Consider the following 16,454-nt stretch of genomic DNA (forward strand, 5'->3'; position numbering starts at 1 on the left):
CCTGCCGCAGAGGGGGAGGGAGAGCGGTGGAAGCTTCGGCGAACGAGCCTTTTCCTGAGCCGCCCTCGCGCGGTCCTACGCCGCAGCCCCCGTCCTCACGGCGCCGGCCTGTCCCCCGCCACCGCCCGGATCGCCGCCAGGAGCGCGCCCTCGAACAGCATCGCCGAGCCGTAGTGGAACTCCACGTCGAACGGCCGCCGCGAGTTCATGGAGAGCGACGCGCTCTGGAGCGCCACGAGGCGGCCGCCCTCGTCGAACAGCCCTGATCCCGAGCCGCCGTACCCGTCGTTGCAATCGTGGCGCACCCGCCGGATGGCGTCCTCGCCCGGCGGATCGACGAAGTGGATCGTGCAGGATTCGAGGCTGCTGCCCCCTTCGAAATTGCCGTGCCCCCCGGGTGAGACCATCGTGACCGGGATCGAGACCGGCCCGAGCGCGAGGTCGGGCGCCGCCGGCACCGGCTGCGGCCGCACCCCCTCGACGGGGCCGGCGAGGCGCAGCAGCGCCCAGTCGTCGGTGATGTGGAGGGCCTGCGCGTCGGGCGCGGTGCCGATCTGCAGCGAGGCGGCCACGAAAGCGTAGTTCCGCCCGCCGATCTGGAAGTGGCAATCCGAGACCGCGCGGGTGACGGCGAGGCGCCGATCGCGGAAATTGTGGGCGTTCAGCACCACGAGATCGGGCGCGCCGACGAGCCACGCGGCGGCGGCCTTCTGGGGCACGCCGTCCGAGCGCCGGCACCAGAGCACGCCCGCCCCGGGAAAGCGCCGATGATCCTCGCCCCCCATCTCGCGGCGCCCGTCGCGCGGGTAGAGCGCGGCCTCCCGGACATGCGCCGCATCCGGCGCGGCGGCGACGGAGGGCGCGAGCGGGCCGAGCGGCGCGAGGGCCAGTGCGAGGGCGATCCCGGACCCGGAATGCGGCCGGCGCGCGCGCACTGCCCTCATCGTTTCAGCCCCCCGCGCCGCCGGTGCACCGTTGCCGCACCCCTCGTCACCCGAGTGTTGGCGCGGGCGCCGAGCCGGTCAAGAACCGTGTTGCCACATGCCCAAAGCACAGGCGCGACTTGCCGGATGCTCCCGGCCTAAAATGACCGCCTTCCCGCAGACACGCGCCGATCCTTCGTCTTAGAAATATTGGGGACTGAGGCAGTAATAAGCACTTCATAAGATAAGAACGCAAGCTTCTCTTCTTAGAAAGTGCGGAGATGTCGGGACTGATCCCGGATCTGCTTCAGACTTCCGACGCTAGAGGTTCCGCGAGACCACGGGGTCGAGAGACGGAACGAGACGGCAAGGAGACGCACATGTTGAGGCTTCTGAATTCGGTCTCGGTGCTCGCCGTGATGGCGATGGCGCCCCTCGGCCTCGCCGCGACGGCACAGGCGAACGACAAGCTCGTCGAGATGGCCAAGAGCGACGAGAACTGGGTGATGCCCGGCAAGAACTACGATTCGAACAATTACAGCGAGCTGACCCAGATCAACAAGGACACCGTCAAGAACCTCAAGCCCGCCTGGAGCTTCTCGACCGGCCTGCTCAACGGCCACGAGGGCGCGCCCCTGGTGGTGGACGGCAAGATGTTCGTCCACACCTCGTTCCCGAACAACACCTTCGCGCTCGATCTCAACGATCCGGGCCGGATCCTGTGGCAGGACAAGCCGAAGCAGAACCCGGCCGCGCGCGCCGTCGCCTGCTGCGACCTCGTCAACCGCGGCCTCGCCTACTGGCCGGGCGACGGCAAGGTGCCCGCGCTCATCCTGAAGACGCAGCTCGACGGCAACGTCGCGGCGCTCAACGCCGAGACCGGCGAGACGGTGTGGAAGGTCGAGAACTCGGACATCAAGGTCGGTTCGACGCTCACCATCGCCCCCTACGTGGTCAAGGACAAGGTGATCATCGGCTCCTCGGGCGCCGAGCTCGGCGTGCGCGGCTACCTCACCGCCTACGACGTGCGCACCGGCGAGCAGAAGTGGCGCGCCTACGCCACGGGTCCGGACAAGGACCTGCTGCTGGCCGACGACTTCAACATCAAGAACGCCCATTACGGCCAGAAGGGCCTCGGCACCGCGACCTGGGAGGGCGACGCCTGGAAGATCGGCGGCGGCACCAACTGGGGCTGGTACGCCTACGACCCGGGCACGAACCTGATCTACTTCGGCACCGGCAACCCGGCGCCGTGGAACGAGACCATGCGTCCGGGCGACAACAAGTGGACGATGACGATCTTCGGCCGCGACGCCGACACGGGCGAGGCCAAGTTCGGCTACCAGAAGACCCCGCACGACGAGTGGGATTATGCCGGCGTCAACGTGATGATGCTGTCCGAGCAGAAGGACAAGTCGGGTAAGATGCGCAAGCTTCTGACCCACCCCGACCGCAACGGCATCGTCTACACGCTCGACCGGACGGACGGCTCGCTCGTCTCGGCCGACAAGATCGACGATACCGTCAACGTGTTCAAGTCGGTCGACCTGAAGACCGGCCAGCCGGTGCGCGACCCCGAGTACGGCACCCGGATGGACCACCTCGCCAAGGACATCTGCCCCTCGGCGATGGGCTACCACAACCAGGGCCACGATTCGTACGATCCGAAGCGTCAGGCCTTCTTCATGGGCATCAACCACATCTGCATGGATTGGGAGCCCTTCATGCTGCCCTACCGGGCGGGTCAGTTCTTCGTCGGCGCGACGCTGAACATGTATCCGGGCCCGAAGGGTGACCGGCAGAACTACGAGGGACTTGGCCAGATCAAGAGCTACAACGCGATCACCGGCAAGTTCAACTGGGAGAAGATGGAGCGCTTCGCGGTCTGGGGCGGCACGACGGCCACCGCCGGCAACCTCGTGATCTACGGAACGCTCGACGGCTTCATCAAGGCCCGCGACTCCGACAACGGCGACCTGCTCTGGAAGCACAAGCTGCCGTCGGGCGCGATCGGCTACCCGATGACCTACAGCCACAAGGGCACGCAGTACGTCGCCATCTACTACGGCGTCGGCGGATGGCCGGGCGTGGGCCTGGTGTTCGACCTCGCCGACCCGACCGCCGGCCTCGGCGCGGTCGGAGCCTTCAAGAAGCTCGCCAACTACACCCAGATGGGCGGCGGCGTGATGGTGTTCTCGCTCGACGGCAAGAACCCCTACGACGACCCGAACGTCGGCGAGTACGAGCAGCAGGCCGCCAAGAAGTAAGGCCCGCTCAGCGAACGGACGCCCCGCCGGCTCTCAGCCGGCGGGGTTTCCCAAGCCACCGGGCGCAGGACGAAGCGAAGAGGGGCACGCCATGCTCCCTCGCGATGACCCGCCGCCGCGCCGAACGAGAAAACCCCGAGGAAACGGAAGATCCATCATGTCGCGCGTCATCGGACGACACGGCGCGGCCCGTCCGGCCGCCCTCCTGATCGCCCTGGCCTGCCTCGGCGGCACCGCCGCCGCGCAAGAGCCCGCGGCCAAGGATTCCCAGTCCAAGGATTCCCAGTCCAAGGATGCCCAGCAGGCCGCCGATCCCGGCACCCTGCGCATCTGCGCGGCCGAGCAGCCGCCGCTCTCGCTGAAGGACGGCTCGGGGCTCGAGAACAGGATCGCGGTCGCGGTCGCGGAGGCGATGGGGCGCAAGCCCGTCTTCGTGTTCTCCGGCAAGCCCGCGGTCTACGCGGTGCGCGACGGCCTCGACAAGAAGACCTGCGACGTCGTCGTCGGCCTCGATTCCGACGACCAGCGGGTGCTCGCCACCAAGCCCTACTACCGGGCCGGCTACGTCTTCCTCACCAAGGCCGACGGCGACCTCGACGTGAAGTCCTGGTCCGACCCGCGCCTGAAGGACATCGGCCACATGGTGGTGGGCTTCGGCACGCCGGGCGAGGCGATGCTCAAGGACATCGGCCGCTACGAGGAGGACATGGCCTACCTCTACTCGCTGGTGAACTTCCGCGCGCCGCGCAACCAGTACACCCAGATCGATCCGGCCCGGATGGTCTCGGAGGTGGCGCAGGGCAAGGCCGACGTGGGCGTCGCCTTCGCGCCGGACGTGGCCCGCTACGTGCGCGATTCGAGCGTGAAGCTGCGCATGACGCCAGTGCCCGACGACACCACCCGCAGCGACGGCAAGCGGATGCCGCAGGTCTTCGACCAGTCGATGGGGGTGCGCCGGGACGACACGGCGCTCCGCGACGCCCTCGACGCAGCCCTGGTGAAGGCCAAGCCCCAGATCGACGCGATCCTCAAGCAGGAGGGCGTGCCGGTCGCGCCCGCCTCGAACTGACCCCCTCTGGCGAGAGAGCGATCCGGATCCCCGCATGATCAAGACCAAGAAAACGCTCGCTGCCTTCCTGGGTCTCGCGCTGGCCGGCGCCGGACTCGCCGCACTGGCCCAGCCGAGTGCCGGGCCGCAGACCGGCATCGTCTTCCGCAACACCGTGACGGGCGAGCCCTTGAACACCGCGGAGGGCAAGGAAGGCGGCCGCGACACCCAGGCCGTGAAGACCTTCTTCGAGACCGGCAAGAACCTCTACATCGACGACAAGTCGTGTCTCCGCAACGGCGAGAGCCTCTACGCCACCTCGTGCTCCGGCTGTCACGGGCACCTGGCCGAGGGCAAGCTCGGGCCCGGCCTCAACGACAATTACTGGACCTATCCGTCCAACACCGAGGATACGGGCCTGTTCGCCACGATCTTCGGCGGCGCCAACGGCATGATGGGCCCGCACAACGAGAACCTGACCCCGGACGAGATGCTCCAGACCATCGCCTGGATCCGGCATCTCTACACCGGGCCGGCGAAGGACGCGGTCTGGCTCACCGCCGACCAGAAGAAGGCCTACACGCCCTACAAGGAGGGCGAGAAGATCCCGCAGGACGCCAAGGGCCAGTGCAAGCCGCTGGAGTGAGGCCCTGCAGGACACCGCGCGCCCCGGGCGCGCCCAGAACGCACCCATCCCAAGGAGGAAACCGCATGCGCACCCTGATCCTCGCCCTCGGAGCGACCCTGGCGCTGGCCGCCCCCGCGCTCGCCTACGACGGCACCAAGTGCAAGGCGCCGGGCAATTGCTGGGAGCCCAAGCCCGGCTTCCCGGAGAAGATCGCCGGCTCGAAGTACGACCCGAAGCACGACCCGAAGGAACTCAACAAGCAGGCCGAGTCGATCAAGGGCATGGAGGAGCGCAACAAGAAGCGCATCGAGAACGCCAAGAAGACCGGCAAGTTCGAGTACGACGTCGCCAAGATCGGCAATTGAAGATCGGCAATTGATCGACGCGCGCGCCCGCCTCGCGCGGGCGCGCCTTGCCAGGGGCATCCATGAACGACATCCGCCGCGGCGACGCGATGCTGACAGACTGGCGCGCCGCCGCGCAGGCCTTCGAGGCGGCGGTGGCGGGCGCGGTGCTCGGGCAGGAGCGGATCATCCGCCTCGTCACCATCGCGGTCTTCGCCCGCGGCCACGTGCTGCTGGAGGGCGATGTCGGCGTCGGCAAGACCACGCTGCTGCGCGCGGTCGCCCGCGCCATGGGCGGCGCCTACGAGCGCGTCGAGGGCACGGTCGACATGATGCCGACGGACCTCGTCTACCACACCTACCTCGCCGAGGACGGGCGCCCGCGCGTCGAGCCGGGGCCGGTGCTGCGCTCGTCCGAAGACCTCGCGATCTTCTTCTTCAACGAGATCAACCGGGCGCGCCCCCAGGTCCACGCGCTGCTCCTGCGCCTGATGGCCGAGCGCAGCCTCCAGGCCTTCAACCGCGAGTACCGGTTCCCGCTCCTGCAGGTCTTCGCCGACCGCAACCGGGTCGAGCGCGAGGAGACCTTCGAGCTGCCGGCCGCCGCCCGCGACCGCTTCCTGATGGAGATCGGCATGGAGGCGCCGCGCGATCCCGCGACGCGCCGCGCACTGGCCTTCGACCCACGCTTCCACGACACCGACGGGCTGATCGCCGGCATCCCGACGGGATTGCTCGATCCCGCCCGGCTCGGCGGCATCGCCTCGGCGATCCAGCACGGGGTGCGGGCGAGCGAGGCGATTCAAGCCTACGTGGTCGCCCTCTGGGAGGCTCTGGTCCGCCCGCACGAAGCCGGCATCCGGCTTCCCGGCATCGACGACATGGCGGGCCTCGTCCAGGGCGGCGCCTCGCCCCGCGGCGTGGCGGCGCTCGTCCGCGCCGCCCGCGTGCGCGCCTGGCTGGAGGAGCGCGACTGGCTGGTGCCGGAGGACATCCGCGCGGTCTTCGAGCCGGTGATGGCCCACCGCGTCTTCCTGGAGCCGATCCACGAGTTGCACCGCAGCGAGATCGTGCCCGCGCTGTGCCGGGCGGTGTTCGAGACGGTGCCGGCTCCGTGAGCGAGGAGCCCCGGACCGGCGCCGACATCCTCTACCTGCCGCGCTGGCGCGCGCGCGGGAACCGCCTCGGCGCCCATCGCGGGCGCGACGCCGGCGGGCCCGGCACCTTCAAGGATCAGGTCCCGTTCCTGCGCGAGCCGGACGCGCGCCGGCTCGATCTGCGCGCCACGTTGCGCGACCCGTTCGAGGGCACCTACGTGCGCCGCTTCGAGGCGCGCAAGGCGGTCGAGGTCTGGGCGCTCATCGATCTCTCGGCCTCGATGCGCTTCCGCGGCACCGCCGACCGGATGGCGCTGGCCGGCGCGCTCTGCGCGAGTCTCGCCGCCTCCGCCACGCGCATCGGCGACGGCTTCGGGCTGATCGCCTGCGACGCCGCCATCCGCGAGGAGCTGTTCCTGCCCCCCACCCGGAGCCGTGCCGGGGCGGCGCTCGCGGCTCGGCGCCTCGCCGGGGCCGTGCCGGCGGGTGCGAGCGCCGCCGGTCTCGTGGCGGCCGCCTCCCGCATCGCCGGCCGGCCCAAGCTGGTCTTCCTCGTCTCGGATTATCGCTGGCCCGCTGCCCTGATCGAGCGGGTCTTCGCGGGCCTCGCCTTCCACGATGTGGTGCCGGTCGTCCTCGCCGACCCGGCCGAGGCGGAGGCGCTGCCCGAATGGGGCCTCGTCGAGCTGGAGGATCTGGAAGGCGCGGGCACCCGCCTCGTGCTGATGCGGCCGGCGCTCCGCCGACGCTGGATCGCCGCGGAGCAGGAGCGGCTGGCCCACCTCGCCCGCCTCGCGCGCCGCCATGGGCGCGCGCCATTTCGGCTGGCCGAGCGCTTCGATCCCGCCGCGCTCAGCCGCCACCTGCTAGGGGCCTGAGCCCGATGCGCCTCGCCCTCGCGCTCCTCCTCACGGTTCTCGCCGGCCCGGCCGTCGCGCAGCTGCGCGGCGTCGAGGTGCGGGTGCCGCGCACCTTCGGCTATTTCCTCGGCGACCTCGTGGAGGCCACCGTCGCGGTCGAGGCCGAGCCCGGCTTCGCGCTCCAGGCCTCCTCGCTGCCGCAAGCGGGGCCGGTGACCTACTGGCTCGACCTGCGCCGGGTGGAGACCCGGCAGGAGGGCACGCGCCACATCCTGCACCTGACCTACCAGACCTTCTACGCGGCGATCGACGCGCGCAGCCTCGAGGTGCCGGGCTTTCCCCTGGTGCTGACCCGCGGGGCGGATCACGGCTCCACCACCGCGCCCGTGGAGGTGCCGGGCTGGAGCCTCGGCCTCTCGCCGTTGCGCGAGGTGCAGCCGGCCCGCCGCGCCGACCCGGCCGACTACCTGCGCCCGGACGGGCTCGGGCCCCGGCTCGACCCTATCCCTGCCCGGAACGCTGCCCTGGGCCTGGGCGTGGCGGGGCTCCTCGCCCTGGTGCTGCTCGCCCGCGACCGCGCCTGGTGGCCGTTCCGGCCGCGCCCGGCCCGCGCCTTCGCGGACGCCGCCCGGCGGCTCGCCGCGCTCGCCCGTGGGCCGGAGAGCGAGGCGGGCTACCGCGAGGGGCTGCTGGCGCTCCACCGCGGGCTCGACGCCAAGGCCGGGCACCGCCTGCTCGCCGACGACCTCGACGACTTCCTCGCCCGGCACCCCGCCTTCCGGGCGCAGCGGGAGGGCTTGGCCCGCTTCTTCGCGGCCTCGCGGATCGCCTTCTTCGGCGGTTCGGTCGCCGAGGCGCGCGACCGCCTGCCGCTCGCCGAGGCGGGGGCGACCGCCCGCGCGCTGGCGGCGGCTGAGCGCGCCGCGTGAGCGGGCCCTGGACCATGCTTCCGGCGGAACTCGCCCGGTTCGGGGCCGAACGGCCGTGGGTGCTCTGGCTTCTGCCGCTCGCCCTGCTGCCGCTCGTCGCCGCGCCCCGCCGCCGAGCCGCCTGGGCGGACCTCGCCGCGGTGCCACCGGACCCGTTCTCGCGCGCGCTCGCGGGCCTGCTGCGGGCGGCGGGATGCCTCGCGGTGACGGGGCTCGTCGCCGGGATCGCCGGTCCCTACCGGGCCGGCGAGCGGGTGACCCGCACCGGCATCGGCGCCGAGGTCTCGATGCTGATCGACCGCTCGGGCAGCATGAACGAGACCTTCGCCGGGCGGCAGCCCTCGGGCGCGGAGGAATCGAAGGCCGCGGCCTCGCGGCGGATCCTCGGCGACTTCGTGGGCAGCCGGGCGCACGACCTCTTCGCCGTCACCGCCTTCTCGACCGCGCCGATGCTGGTCCTGCCGATGACCGACCGGCACGACGCGGTCCGCGCCGCGATCACGGCGATCGACCGGCCCGGCCTCGACTACACCAATGTCGGGCGGGGGCTCGCCATGGCGCTCGGCCAGTTCGGTGCGGCCTCGGGCGACGCCTCGCGGGTGCTGCTCCTCGTCTCGGACGGGGCGGCGGTGATCGATCCGCGGGTGCAGGACACCCTGCGGGCCGCCTTCGCCAAGATCCGGCCGAACCTGTACTGGCTCTTCCTGCGCACCAAGGGCTCGCCCGGCATCGCCGACCGCCCGGCCGGCGAGGACACGCCGCAGGCCGCGCCCGAGCGCCATCTCGACCTGTTCTTCAAGAGCCTGCGCGTGCCCTACCGCGCCTTCGAGGCCGAGGGGCCGGAGGCGGTCGCCGCCGCGATCCGGCAGATCGAGAGCCTGGAGCGCGACCCGATCCCCTACGTGGAGGTGCGCCCGCGCCGCGATCTCGCCGGACGGGCCTACGGCTTCGCGGCCTTCGGGCTGGTGCTCCTGGTGCTGGCCAAGCTCGCCGAGGTGGATCTCGCCCGCGGCCGGGCCGGGCAGGGGGCGGCCCGCGCGCCGGAGCGGAGGATGGCGGCATGATCCGGATCTTGGATAGGCACCGCCCGCACCGCGGCACTCCCTCCCCCCTCTGCGGGGGAGGGTGGCCCCCGAAGGGGGTCGGGAGAGGGGAGCGACGTTTCCGAGATGGGCGTGGCCGTCATGTAGGGCGAAACCTCACCCTGCACCGTCGCTCCCCTCTCCCCCCCTGCTTTGCAGGGTACCCTCCCCCGCAGAGGGGGGAGGGAGGGCGTGTTCGGGATCGGGGGTAGCGCATGTCCTCCCTCAGCAGCGCCTGGTCCCGCTCGCGGCCGCACCTGCTCCTCGCACTGCCCGGCCTGCTCCTCGCGGGCGCGCTCGTCGCGGGCGGGCTGTCCTGGCGGGCGCAGGCCACCAACCGCGACATCGCCGCGCTGGAGGCCAACCACGACCGCCCGGTGACGACCGAGGCCCCGGCCCAGCTCATCCTGGCCCGCGTGCTCCAGCTCGCCCGCCGCGACGCCACCGAGGCGATGGAGCCCCTCGTCGCCGCCCTCGAATCCCGCGATGCCCCGGCCCTCCTCGCCCGCGCCCGCTACGCGCTCGGCAACGCGCGCCTGCGCCGCGCCCTCGACTTGATCGAGCGCGGTCAGCTCGACCCGGCCGGCCCGCTGATCGTGCTGGCCCGGCAGGAATACCGCCGCGCCCTCCAGGCCCGGCCCGCGTTCTGGGACGCCAAGTTCAACCTCGACGTCGCCTCCCGGCTGATCCGCGATTTCCCCGAACTGGATCGCCAGATCGGCGACGAGCTGAAGGCCGAGCCCAAGAAGATCTGGACCGACATCCCCGGCCAGCCGCGGGGGGCGCCGTGAGCGCCCGGCCGCCCTGGCGGCGCAACCTGCGCGACGCCCGCTTCCGGATGCTCGCCGCCGCGCTCGCCCTGGCGCTCGCGACCGCCTGGGTGCCGCCGCTGCCGCTCACCCGGACCGGCGTGCAGGTGCTGGCGGTGGTCGACATCACCGGCAGCATGAACGTGCGCGACTACGCGGCGGGCGGCCAGCCGCAGAGCCGGCTGGAGGCCGCAAAGGCGGCGCTGCGCCACCTGCTCGCGGGCCTGCCCTGCGGCTCCCGGCTGGCGCTCGGCTTGTTCACCGAGCGGCGGCCGTTCCTGCTCTTCGCGCCCGTCGAGGTCTGCGAGAACTTCGCGCCGCTCGACGGCGCCATCGCGGCGCTCGATTGGCGCATGGCCTGGGAGGCCGACAGCCGCATCACCGCCGGGCTCGACCGCGCGATCGCGATGGCGGGCGAGATCGGCACCGACCTCGTCTTCGTCACGGACGGGCAGGAGGCGCCGCCGCTCCGGGCCGGCGCGCTGCCGCCCTTCGAGGGGCAGCCCGGTGCGGTGCGGGGGCTGATCGTGGGCGCGGGCGGCTACGGCCTCTCGCCGATCCCGAAGTACAACGACCGCGGCCGCGAGACCGGCTTCTACGGCGAGACCGACGTGCAGCAGGAGAACCGCTTCGGCCCGCCCCCGGCCGACGCCGAATCGCGCGAGGGCTACAACCCGAGGAACGCCCCGTTCGGCGCCGCGGCCGCGGGCGGCACCGAACACCTCTCGTCGGTGCGCGAGCCCCACCTGAAGGCGCTCGCCGACCGCACCGGCCTCGCCTACGCCCATCTCGACGGGCCGGCCTCGCTCGATGCGCCCCTGCGGGCGGTCGCTACACGGAGCCCGGTGGCCGGGCGGCTCGACCTGCGGCCGTACCTCGGCGCCGCCGCCCTCGTCCTCGTGCTCGCGGCCTTCCTGGCCGCGCCGCTGCGCGCCCTCACGATGCGCGTTCCCACCCCGCGAAAGGCCTGATCCTGCATGCGCCTCACCCTGCCGACGCTCGTCCTCGCTTTTCTCCCCGGCCTCGCGCCGGTCGCGACGCTCGCCCACGGCCCGACGCCCCAGAAGGTCGAGCAGACGGTCACCATCGCGGCGCCCCCGGCCGCGGTCTGGAAGGTGGTCGGGCCGTTCGGCACTATCGGCGCATGGCATCCGGACGTGGCCAAGGTCGAGGCCACGGGCGGCGACGCCAGCGGCGCGAGCCGCAAGGTGACGCTGAAGAGCGGAGGCACCCTCGACGAGGGCCTCGACGAGTGGAAGGCCGACGCGATGACCTATTCGTACCGGATGGGCGAGCCCGACCTGAAGGCGCTGCCGGTCTCCTCCTACTCGGCCACCGTCACGGTGACGCCGGACGGCCAGGGCGCGAAGGTCTCCTGGGCCGGGCGGTTCTACCGCGGCGACACCGGCAACGAGCCGCCGGAGGAGCTGAGCGACGCCGCCGGCCACGCCGCGATGGCGCGCTACTTCGCCGACGGGCTGAAAGGCCTGAAGGCCAAGGTCGAGGGGACGCGGTGAGACTCGGCCCGGCCGGGCTCGCGGCGGCGCTCGCTCTCGCGCTCTGCGCCCCGCGGGGCGAGGCGGCCGTCTACGTGGCGAGCCAGGACGGCGGCGCGCTGACCGAGGTCGGCGACGCCTCCGAGCCGGCGCCCGTCGCCGTCGGCGCCGGCCCGGCCGGCCTCGCGGCGGGGCCGGACGGCACGCTCTACCTCACCCATCCCGACCGCCGCACGATCACTGCGGTCGCGCCCGGCGGAGCGCGGGTGCTGCGGCAGCTGCCCTTCGCCGGCCAGCCCTTCGGCATCGCGGTCTCGGGCGACGGCGCCAAGCTTTTCGTCGGCGACTGGCAGGGCGGGCGGCTGGTGCGGATCGACGCCGCGAGCGGCGCGCGCGAGGCCGAGGCCGCGGTCGGGCCCGAGCCCGCCGGGCTGGTGGCGGACGCGGCCGGGCGCCTCTACGTGGCCGAGCGCGGCGGCGATTCGGTCGCGGTGGTGGACGGGGCCACGATGACCCGCCTCGCCCGCGTGCCCGTGGGCCGGGCACCCTTCGCGCTCGGGCTATCGGCGGACGGGCACCGCCTCTATGTCGGCAACGTGCGCAGCAACGACCTCACGGCGATCGACACCGCCGCGCTCGAGGCCCTCGCGACGAGGCCCGCCGGGCGCAGCCCCTACGGTGTCGCGGTCCACGGCGAGCGGATCCTGGTGACGAACCAGGAATCGGCCAGCGTCTCGGTGCTCGACGCGGATCTCGCGATCACGGCCACGATTCCGGTGGGCCGCTATCCGGAGGGGATCGCGGTCGAGGGCGCGCGCGCCTACGTGGCGAACTGGTTCTCGGACGACGTCTCGGTGATCGATCTCGCGCAGATGCGCGAGGTGGCCCGGCGCAAGGTGCCGGGCGGGCCGCGCGCCGCCGTGGCGCTGCCGGCCGGGGCCGGGCGGTGACGACCCTGCGCGCCCTCGCGCTCCTCGGGGCCGTCGCGCTCCCGCTCGCCGGCTGCGGCGGCGAGGAGGAGCGGGAGCGCGAGCCCGGCGCCATCGCGGCGCGCAGCGACCGGGCGGCCCCCGAGACCGCGTGGCTCTCGCCCACCGACCGGACCGAGCCGGCGGTCTGGCTCGCCCGGCACGCGGCCGGCGGCCAGCCGGTCGATCCGTCCGCGCTCGTGGCGCTGCGGGCGAGCCTCGCGGAGGCGCGCGGGCGCTTCGTCGAGGATCCCCGCATGGTCGCCAACCGCACGATGCAGCTCGAGGCGATGCTCGCCGAGATCCGGGTCGCGGAGAGCCCGGCCGCCTTGATAGCCGATCTCGCCGGGGTCGCGGCCGCGAGCGGGCGGCGCCAGCTCTACGGCGAGATGTGCCAGCACTACGTCACGGTGCGGCGCGACGGGCACTCCCGCGAGGCGGCGCTGGCGCGCCTGCGCGAGCGCTACGCCGCGCAGGCCCGGTGAGGAGGGCGCGGTGACGGGCGTCCTGATCGTGGACGATCACCCGGTGATCCTGCAGGGCTTCCGGCGGGTGGTCGAGGATGCGGGCGTCGCCATGATCCTCGAGGCGGCAGACCCGGTCTCGGGCTACCGGCTGTTCCACCGCATCCGCCCGCAGGTGGCGGTGGTCGATCTGGCCTTCCGGGGCAGCGGGCTCGCGGGGCTCGCGCTGATCCGGCGCATGCGCGCGCTCGAGCCGCGCGCCCGCATCCTCGCCTTCAGCATGCACCGCGACCCCGTCATCGCGGCGCGCGCGCTGGAAGCGGGCGCCATCGGCTACGTCTTCAAGGACCTGCCGGTGGGCGATTTCCTGGCGGCCTTCGACGCCGTCCGGGCGGGCCGCCCCTACCTGCCCCACCGCCTCGCGACGCAGATCGCGGGTCTCGGCGCGGCCTCGGAGCCGTCGCGCTACGACACGCTGAGCGCGCGCGAGATCCAGGTCTCGATCCTGCTCCGGGAGGGGCGCGACTACCGCTTCATCGCCGACAACCTGTCGATCGGCTACCGGTCGGTGGTCAACACCTGCGCGTCGATCCGGAAGAAGCTCGGCGCCCGCACGCAGGCGGAGTTGCTCGGGATGATCCTCGCCGTGGAGGATCTCGGCTCGCACGGGTGATGCACCGCGCGTTCTCCCTCCCCCGCGGGAGGGGGAGGGAGGGGGGAGGGAGGATGCGGGAGGCGTCGCGCCCCCGTCAGTGCCCGCCGCCCAGATAGGCCGCGCGCACGGCCGGGTCGTTGCGGAGCTGCTGGGCCGGGCCCTGGAAGCGGATGCGGCCGTTCTCCAGCACGTAGGCGTGGTCGGCCACGCCCAGCGCCGCCATGGCGAACTGCTCGACCAGCAGCATCGTCACCTGCTCGGTCTTGAGCTGGCGGATGATCCGGAACACCTCCTCCACGAGCTTCGGGGCGAGCCCCATCGAGGGCTCGTCGAGGAGCAGGATCTCCGGGCGCAGCATCAGCGCGCGGCCCATGGCGAGCATCTGCTGCTCGCCGCCCGACAGCGTGCCGGCGAGCTGCGTGCGCCGCTCCTTCAGCCGCGGGAACAGCTCGAAGGCCCGGTCGCGGTCGGCGGCCACGTCGCCCTTCGGCCGCGAGCCGGTGAGCCGCGGGAAGGCGCCGAGCGTCAGGTTGTCCTCCACCGAGAGGGTCGGGAAGACCCGGCGCCCCTCGGGCGAGTGGGCGAGGCCGAAGCGGGCGACGTCGTAGCTCTCGAGCCCGCCGATCTCGCGCCCGTTGAGGCGGATCGAGCCGGCACGCGGCCGGATCATCCCTGAGAGCGCCCGCATCGTCGTGGTCTTGCCGGCCCCGTTCGAGCCGATCAGCGCCACGACCTGACCTTTCGGCACCGCGAAATCGAGGCCGTGCAGCACCTCGATCTGGCCGTAGCCGGCCGACAGACCCGAGACCTCAAGCATGGGTCGTCTCCTCGTCGGCGACCGGGCTGCCGAGATAGGCCTCGACGACCTTGGGATCCTGCTGCACCTCCCGCGCGCTGCCCTCGGCGATCTTGTGGCCGAAATCGAGCACGCTGACCCGGTCGCAGAGCCCCATCACCACGTCCATGTGATGCTCGATCAGGATCACGGTGATGCCGGCATCGCGGATCTTGCGGATGATCGCGGTCAGCTCCGCGATGTCGGGGGCGGTGAGGCCCGCCGCCGGCTCGTCGAGGAGGAGCAGCACCGGGTCGAGCGCGAGCGCGCGGCCGATCTCGAGGAGGCGCTGCTTGCCGTAGGGAAGGTTCCTCGCCTCCACCTGCGCGAGCGCGCCCAAGCCCACGAAGTCAAGGATCGACATGGCGCGGGCGCGCTGCTCGCGCTCCTCGCGCTTGCGCCGCGGCGTGCCGAGGATCGCGTCGAAGATGTTGCCGCGGAAGCTGTGATGGAGGCCCACCAGCACGTTCTCCAGGGCGGTCATCTCGCGGAAGAGCTGCACGTTCTGGAAGGTGCGGGCGACGCCGGAGGCCGCGATCTCGGAGGGCGTGCGCCCGTCGAGCCGCGTGCTCCCGTCGGCGCGGGCGAGCGTCACCGAGCCGGCGGTGGGTTTGTAGATGCCGGTGAGCACGTTCATCATCGTGCTCTTGCCCGAGCCGTTCGGGCCGATCAGCCCGTGGATCGTGCCCGGTCGCACCGTCAGGTCCACCCCGGCCAGCGCCTTCAGGCCGCCGAACTGCATCAGCGCCTGCTCGACCCGGAGGAGCGGGTCGGCGCCGCCGCGCCCGCTCTGGACGCTGAGCGCCGCCCCCGCGGCCTGCACGCTCTTGCCCTCGGCCGTGTGGGCCGGGCGGAGCGCCGGGATCTTCTCGCGGACGAAGCCGACGATGCCGTCCGGCAGGTAGTAGACCACGAACAGGATCATCAGGCCGAAGACCGTCAGGCGGAAATCCGTGACCGATTGCAGGGCGAGCGTCGCCGGGAAGAAGGCAAGGCAGAGCAGCACGGGCACGAGGATCGCGAAGCGGTTCTCCTGGCGGCGCAGGAAGGCCAGCGCGCCGACCACCAGGGCGACCGCCGCGATGAGGCCGGCCATGATCCGCACCAGCTCGATGTCGGCCAGGATGTTGGGCATCATCACGATGATGGCCGCGCCGATGATCGGGCCGGCGCGCGACTTGCGGCCGCCCATCGTGACTGCGAGCAGGAACAGCACCGTCAGCTCGAACCCGTAGGAGTTCGGCGCGACGTAGCGCTCGGACCACGCGAAGAGCGCGCCCGCGAGCCCGGCGAGCGCGGCCGAGATCACGAAGGCGTAGACCTTGTAGCGGTAGACCGAGACGCCCATGCAGTCGCAGGCGATCGGCGAATCGCGCAAAGCCTCGAAGGCGCGACCGAAGGGCGAGCGCACCACCCGGTTGACCACGAGGATCGTGCCGAGCAGCGCGATGCAGGTGAGATAGTAGAACTCGAGCTTGCGCCCGGCCGCGCCCCAGGGCGCCTGCATGCCGATGAGCGAGAAGTCGAGCACGCGGGCCGGCGGCAGGGTGATGCCCAGCGGGCCGTTGGTCAGCGGCGTCAGCTCGTTGATGAAGATCTGCACGATCGTGCCGAAGGCGAGCGTCACCATGGCGAGGTAGGGGCCGGTGACGCGCAGCGCCGGCACGGCGAGCAGCACGCCGAAGGCCGAGGTCACGCCGATGCCGGCGAGGATCCCCCACCACAGGCCGAGCTTGAAGTGCAGGAACAGCACCGCCGCCCCGTAGGCGCCGACGCCGAACAGGCCGGCATGGCCGAGGCTGACCTGACCCGTGTAGCCGACCACGATGTCGAGGCCGAGGATCAGGATCGCGTAGATCGCGATCACCACCACGAGGTGGATGTAGTACGAGCTGGTGACCACGTGCGGGAAGGCGGCGAGGAACGCCACCAGCAGGATCGTGCCGACGAGGCCCGCGTAGCGCGACAGGCCGGGGGCGGAGGCGGGCGCGGGCGCCGCGGCGGAGTTGGGGGCGAGGGTCTGCGCCATGGCGTCAGGCTGCCGTCAGG

At 72.3% G+C, this 16,454-nt stretch carries 17 protein-coding genes; 14 read left to right on the forward strand and 3 right to left on the reverse strand.

The annotated features are described in order from the left end of the window. Positions 1 to 95: 95 nt before the first annotated feature. On the reverse strand, positions 96 to 944 hold the full coding sequence (locus tag MFF56_RS19875) for a trypsin-like serine peptidase (protein WP_082772829.1): 849 nt from the start codon (positions 942 to 944) through the stop codon (positions 96 to 98). A 359-nt stretch (positions 945 to 1,303) separates the two neighbouring features. Between MFF56_RS19875 and MFF56_RS19880 the strand changes: the two genes are divergently transcribed. The 14 genes from MFF56_RS19880 to MFF56_RS19945 all read left to right on the forward strand — a co-directional run bounded on the left by MFF56_RS19880 (position 1,304) and on the right by MFF56_RS19945 (position 13,588). Further along, complete coding sequence (locus MFF56_RS19880; protein ID WP_066918702.1) at positions 1,304 to 3,190, forward strand: methanol/ethanol family PQQ-dependent dehydrogenase; 1,887 nt, start codon at positions 1,304 to 1,306, stop codon at positions 3,188 to 3,190. A gap of 157 nt (positions 3,191 to 3,347) precedes the next feature. Further along, on the forward strand, positions 3,348 to 4,259 hold the full coding sequence (gene moxJ, locus MFF56_RS19885) for a methanol oxidation system protein MoxJ (protein ID WP_066918704.1): 912 nt from the start codon (positions 3,348 to 3,350) through the stop codon (positions 4,257 to 4,259). A gap of 34 nt (positions 4,260 to 4,293) precedes the next feature. After that, positions 4,294 to 4,884 carry a cytochrome c(L), periplasmic gene (gene moxG, locus MFF56_RS19890; protein ID WP_066918706.1) on the forward strand — a complete coding sequence of 197 codons (591 nt, stop codon included), beginning with the start codon at positions 4,294 to 4,296 and terminating at the stop codon, positions 4,882 to 4,884. A 65-nt stretch (positions 4,885 to 4,949) separates the two neighbouring features. After that, positions 4,950 to 5,231, forward strand: coding sequence for a methanol dehydrogenase [cytochrome c] subunit (locus tag MFF56_RS19895; RefSeq protein WP_066918708.1), 282 nt, complete (start codon positions 4,950 to 4,952; stop codon positions 5,229 to 5,231). A 62-nt stretch (positions 5,232 to 5,293) separates the two neighbouring features. After that, positions 5,294 to 6,328 carry an AAA family ATPase gene (locus MFF56_RS19900; protein ID WP_066918710.1) on the forward strand — a complete coding sequence of 345 codons (1,035 nt, stop codon included), beginning with the start codon at positions 5,294 to 5,296 and terminating at the stop codon, positions 6,326 to 6,328. Further along, entirely contained in the window at positions 6,325 to 7,185 is an 861-nt protein-coding gene (locus MFF56_RS19905) for a DUF58 domain-containing protein (protein ID WP_238230643.1), read from the forward strand. Before MFF56_RS19900 ends, MFF56_RS19905 begins: the two co-directional genes overlap by 4 nt. A gap of 5 nt (positions 7,186 to 7,190) precedes the next feature. Further along, on the forward strand, positions 7,191 to 8,096 hold the full coding sequence (locus MFF56_RS19910) for a nonribosomal peptide synthetase MxaA (protein ID WP_238230645.1): 906 nt from the start codon (positions 7,191 to 7,193) through the stop codon (positions 8,094 to 8,096). Between the two features lie 14 nt (positions 8,097 to 8,110). After that, entirely contained in the window at positions 8,111 to 9,160 is a 1,050-nt protein-coding gene (locus MFF56_RS19915) for a vWA domain-containing protein (RefSeq protein WP_066926796.1), read from the forward strand. A gap of 233 nt (positions 9,161 to 9,393) precedes the next feature. Next, positions 9,394 to 9,969 carry an MxaK protein gene (locus MFF56_RS19920; RefSeq protein WP_066921377.1) on the forward strand — a complete coding sequence of 192 codons (576 nt, stop codon included), beginning with the start codon at positions 9,394 to 9,396 and terminating at the stop codon, positions 9,967 to 9,969. A 47-nt stretch (positions 9,970 to 10,016) separates the two neighbouring features. Continuing rightward, complete coding sequence (locus MFF56_RS19925; protein WP_156453663.1) at positions 10,017 to 10,958, forward strand: vWA domain-containing protein; 942 nt, start codon at positions 10,017 to 10,019, stop codon at positions 10,956 to 10,958. Positions 10,959 to 10,964: 6 nt separating this feature from the next. Further along, the gene (locus tag MFF56_RS19930) at positions 10,965 to 11,504 is read left to right on the forward strand and encodes an SRPBCC family protein (RefSeq protein ID WP_066921381.1); all 540 of its coding nucleotides are present in this window, start codon (positions 10,965 to 10,967) and stop codon (positions 11,502 to 11,504) included. Further along, on the forward strand, positions 11,501 to 12,433 hold the full coding sequence (locus MFF56_RS19935) for a YncE family protein (RefSeq protein WP_066921382.1): 933 nt from the start codon (positions 11,501 to 11,503) through the stop codon (positions 12,431 to 12,433). Before MFF56_RS19930 ends, MFF56_RS19935 begins: the two co-directional genes overlap by 4 nt. Beyond that, a complete protein-coding gene (locus tag MFF56_RS19940; protein ID WP_238230647.1) occupies positions 12,430 to 12,936 on the forward strand; it encodes a hypothetical protein in 507 nt (168 codons plus the stop codon). Before MFF56_RS19935 ends, MFF56_RS19940 begins: the two co-directional genes overlap by 4 nt. Before the next feature lie 10 nt (positions 12,937 to 12,946). Then, positions 12,947 to 13,588, forward strand: coding sequence for a response regulator transcription factor (locus MFF56_RS19945; RefSeq protein ID WP_066921384.1), 642 nt, complete (start codon positions 12,947 to 12,949; stop codon positions 13,586 to 13,588). Positions 13,589 to 13,664: 76 nt separating this feature from the next. On the opposite strand, the gene MFF56_RS19950 is transcribed toward MFF56_RS19945, so the two are convergent. Both MFF56_RS19950 and MFF56_RS19955 read right to left on the reverse strand, forming a co-directional pair. Beyond that, positions 13,665 to 14,387, reverse strand: coding sequence for an ABC transporter ATP-binding protein (locus MFF56_RS19950; protein WP_066923719.1), 723 nt, complete (start codon positions 14,385 to 14,387; stop codon positions 13,665 to 13,667). Then, positions 14,380 to 16,434: a branched-chain amino acid ABC transporter ATP-binding protein/permease gene (locus MFF56_RS19955; RefSeq protein WP_066923721.1), complete on the reverse strand. Its 2,055-nt coding sequence runs from the start codon at positions 16,432 to 16,434 to the stop codon at positions 14,380 to 14,382. Before MFF56_RS19955 ends, MFF56_RS19950 begins: the two co-directional genes overlap by 8 nt. Positions 16,435 to 16,454 lie beyond the last annotated feature (20 nt).

Source organism: Methylobacterium hispanicum, from assembly GCF_022179285.1.
Taxonomy (GTDB): domain Bacteria; phylum Pseudomonadota; class Alphaproteobacteria; order Rhizobiales; family Beijerinckiaceae; genus Methylobacterium; species Methylobacterium hispanicum.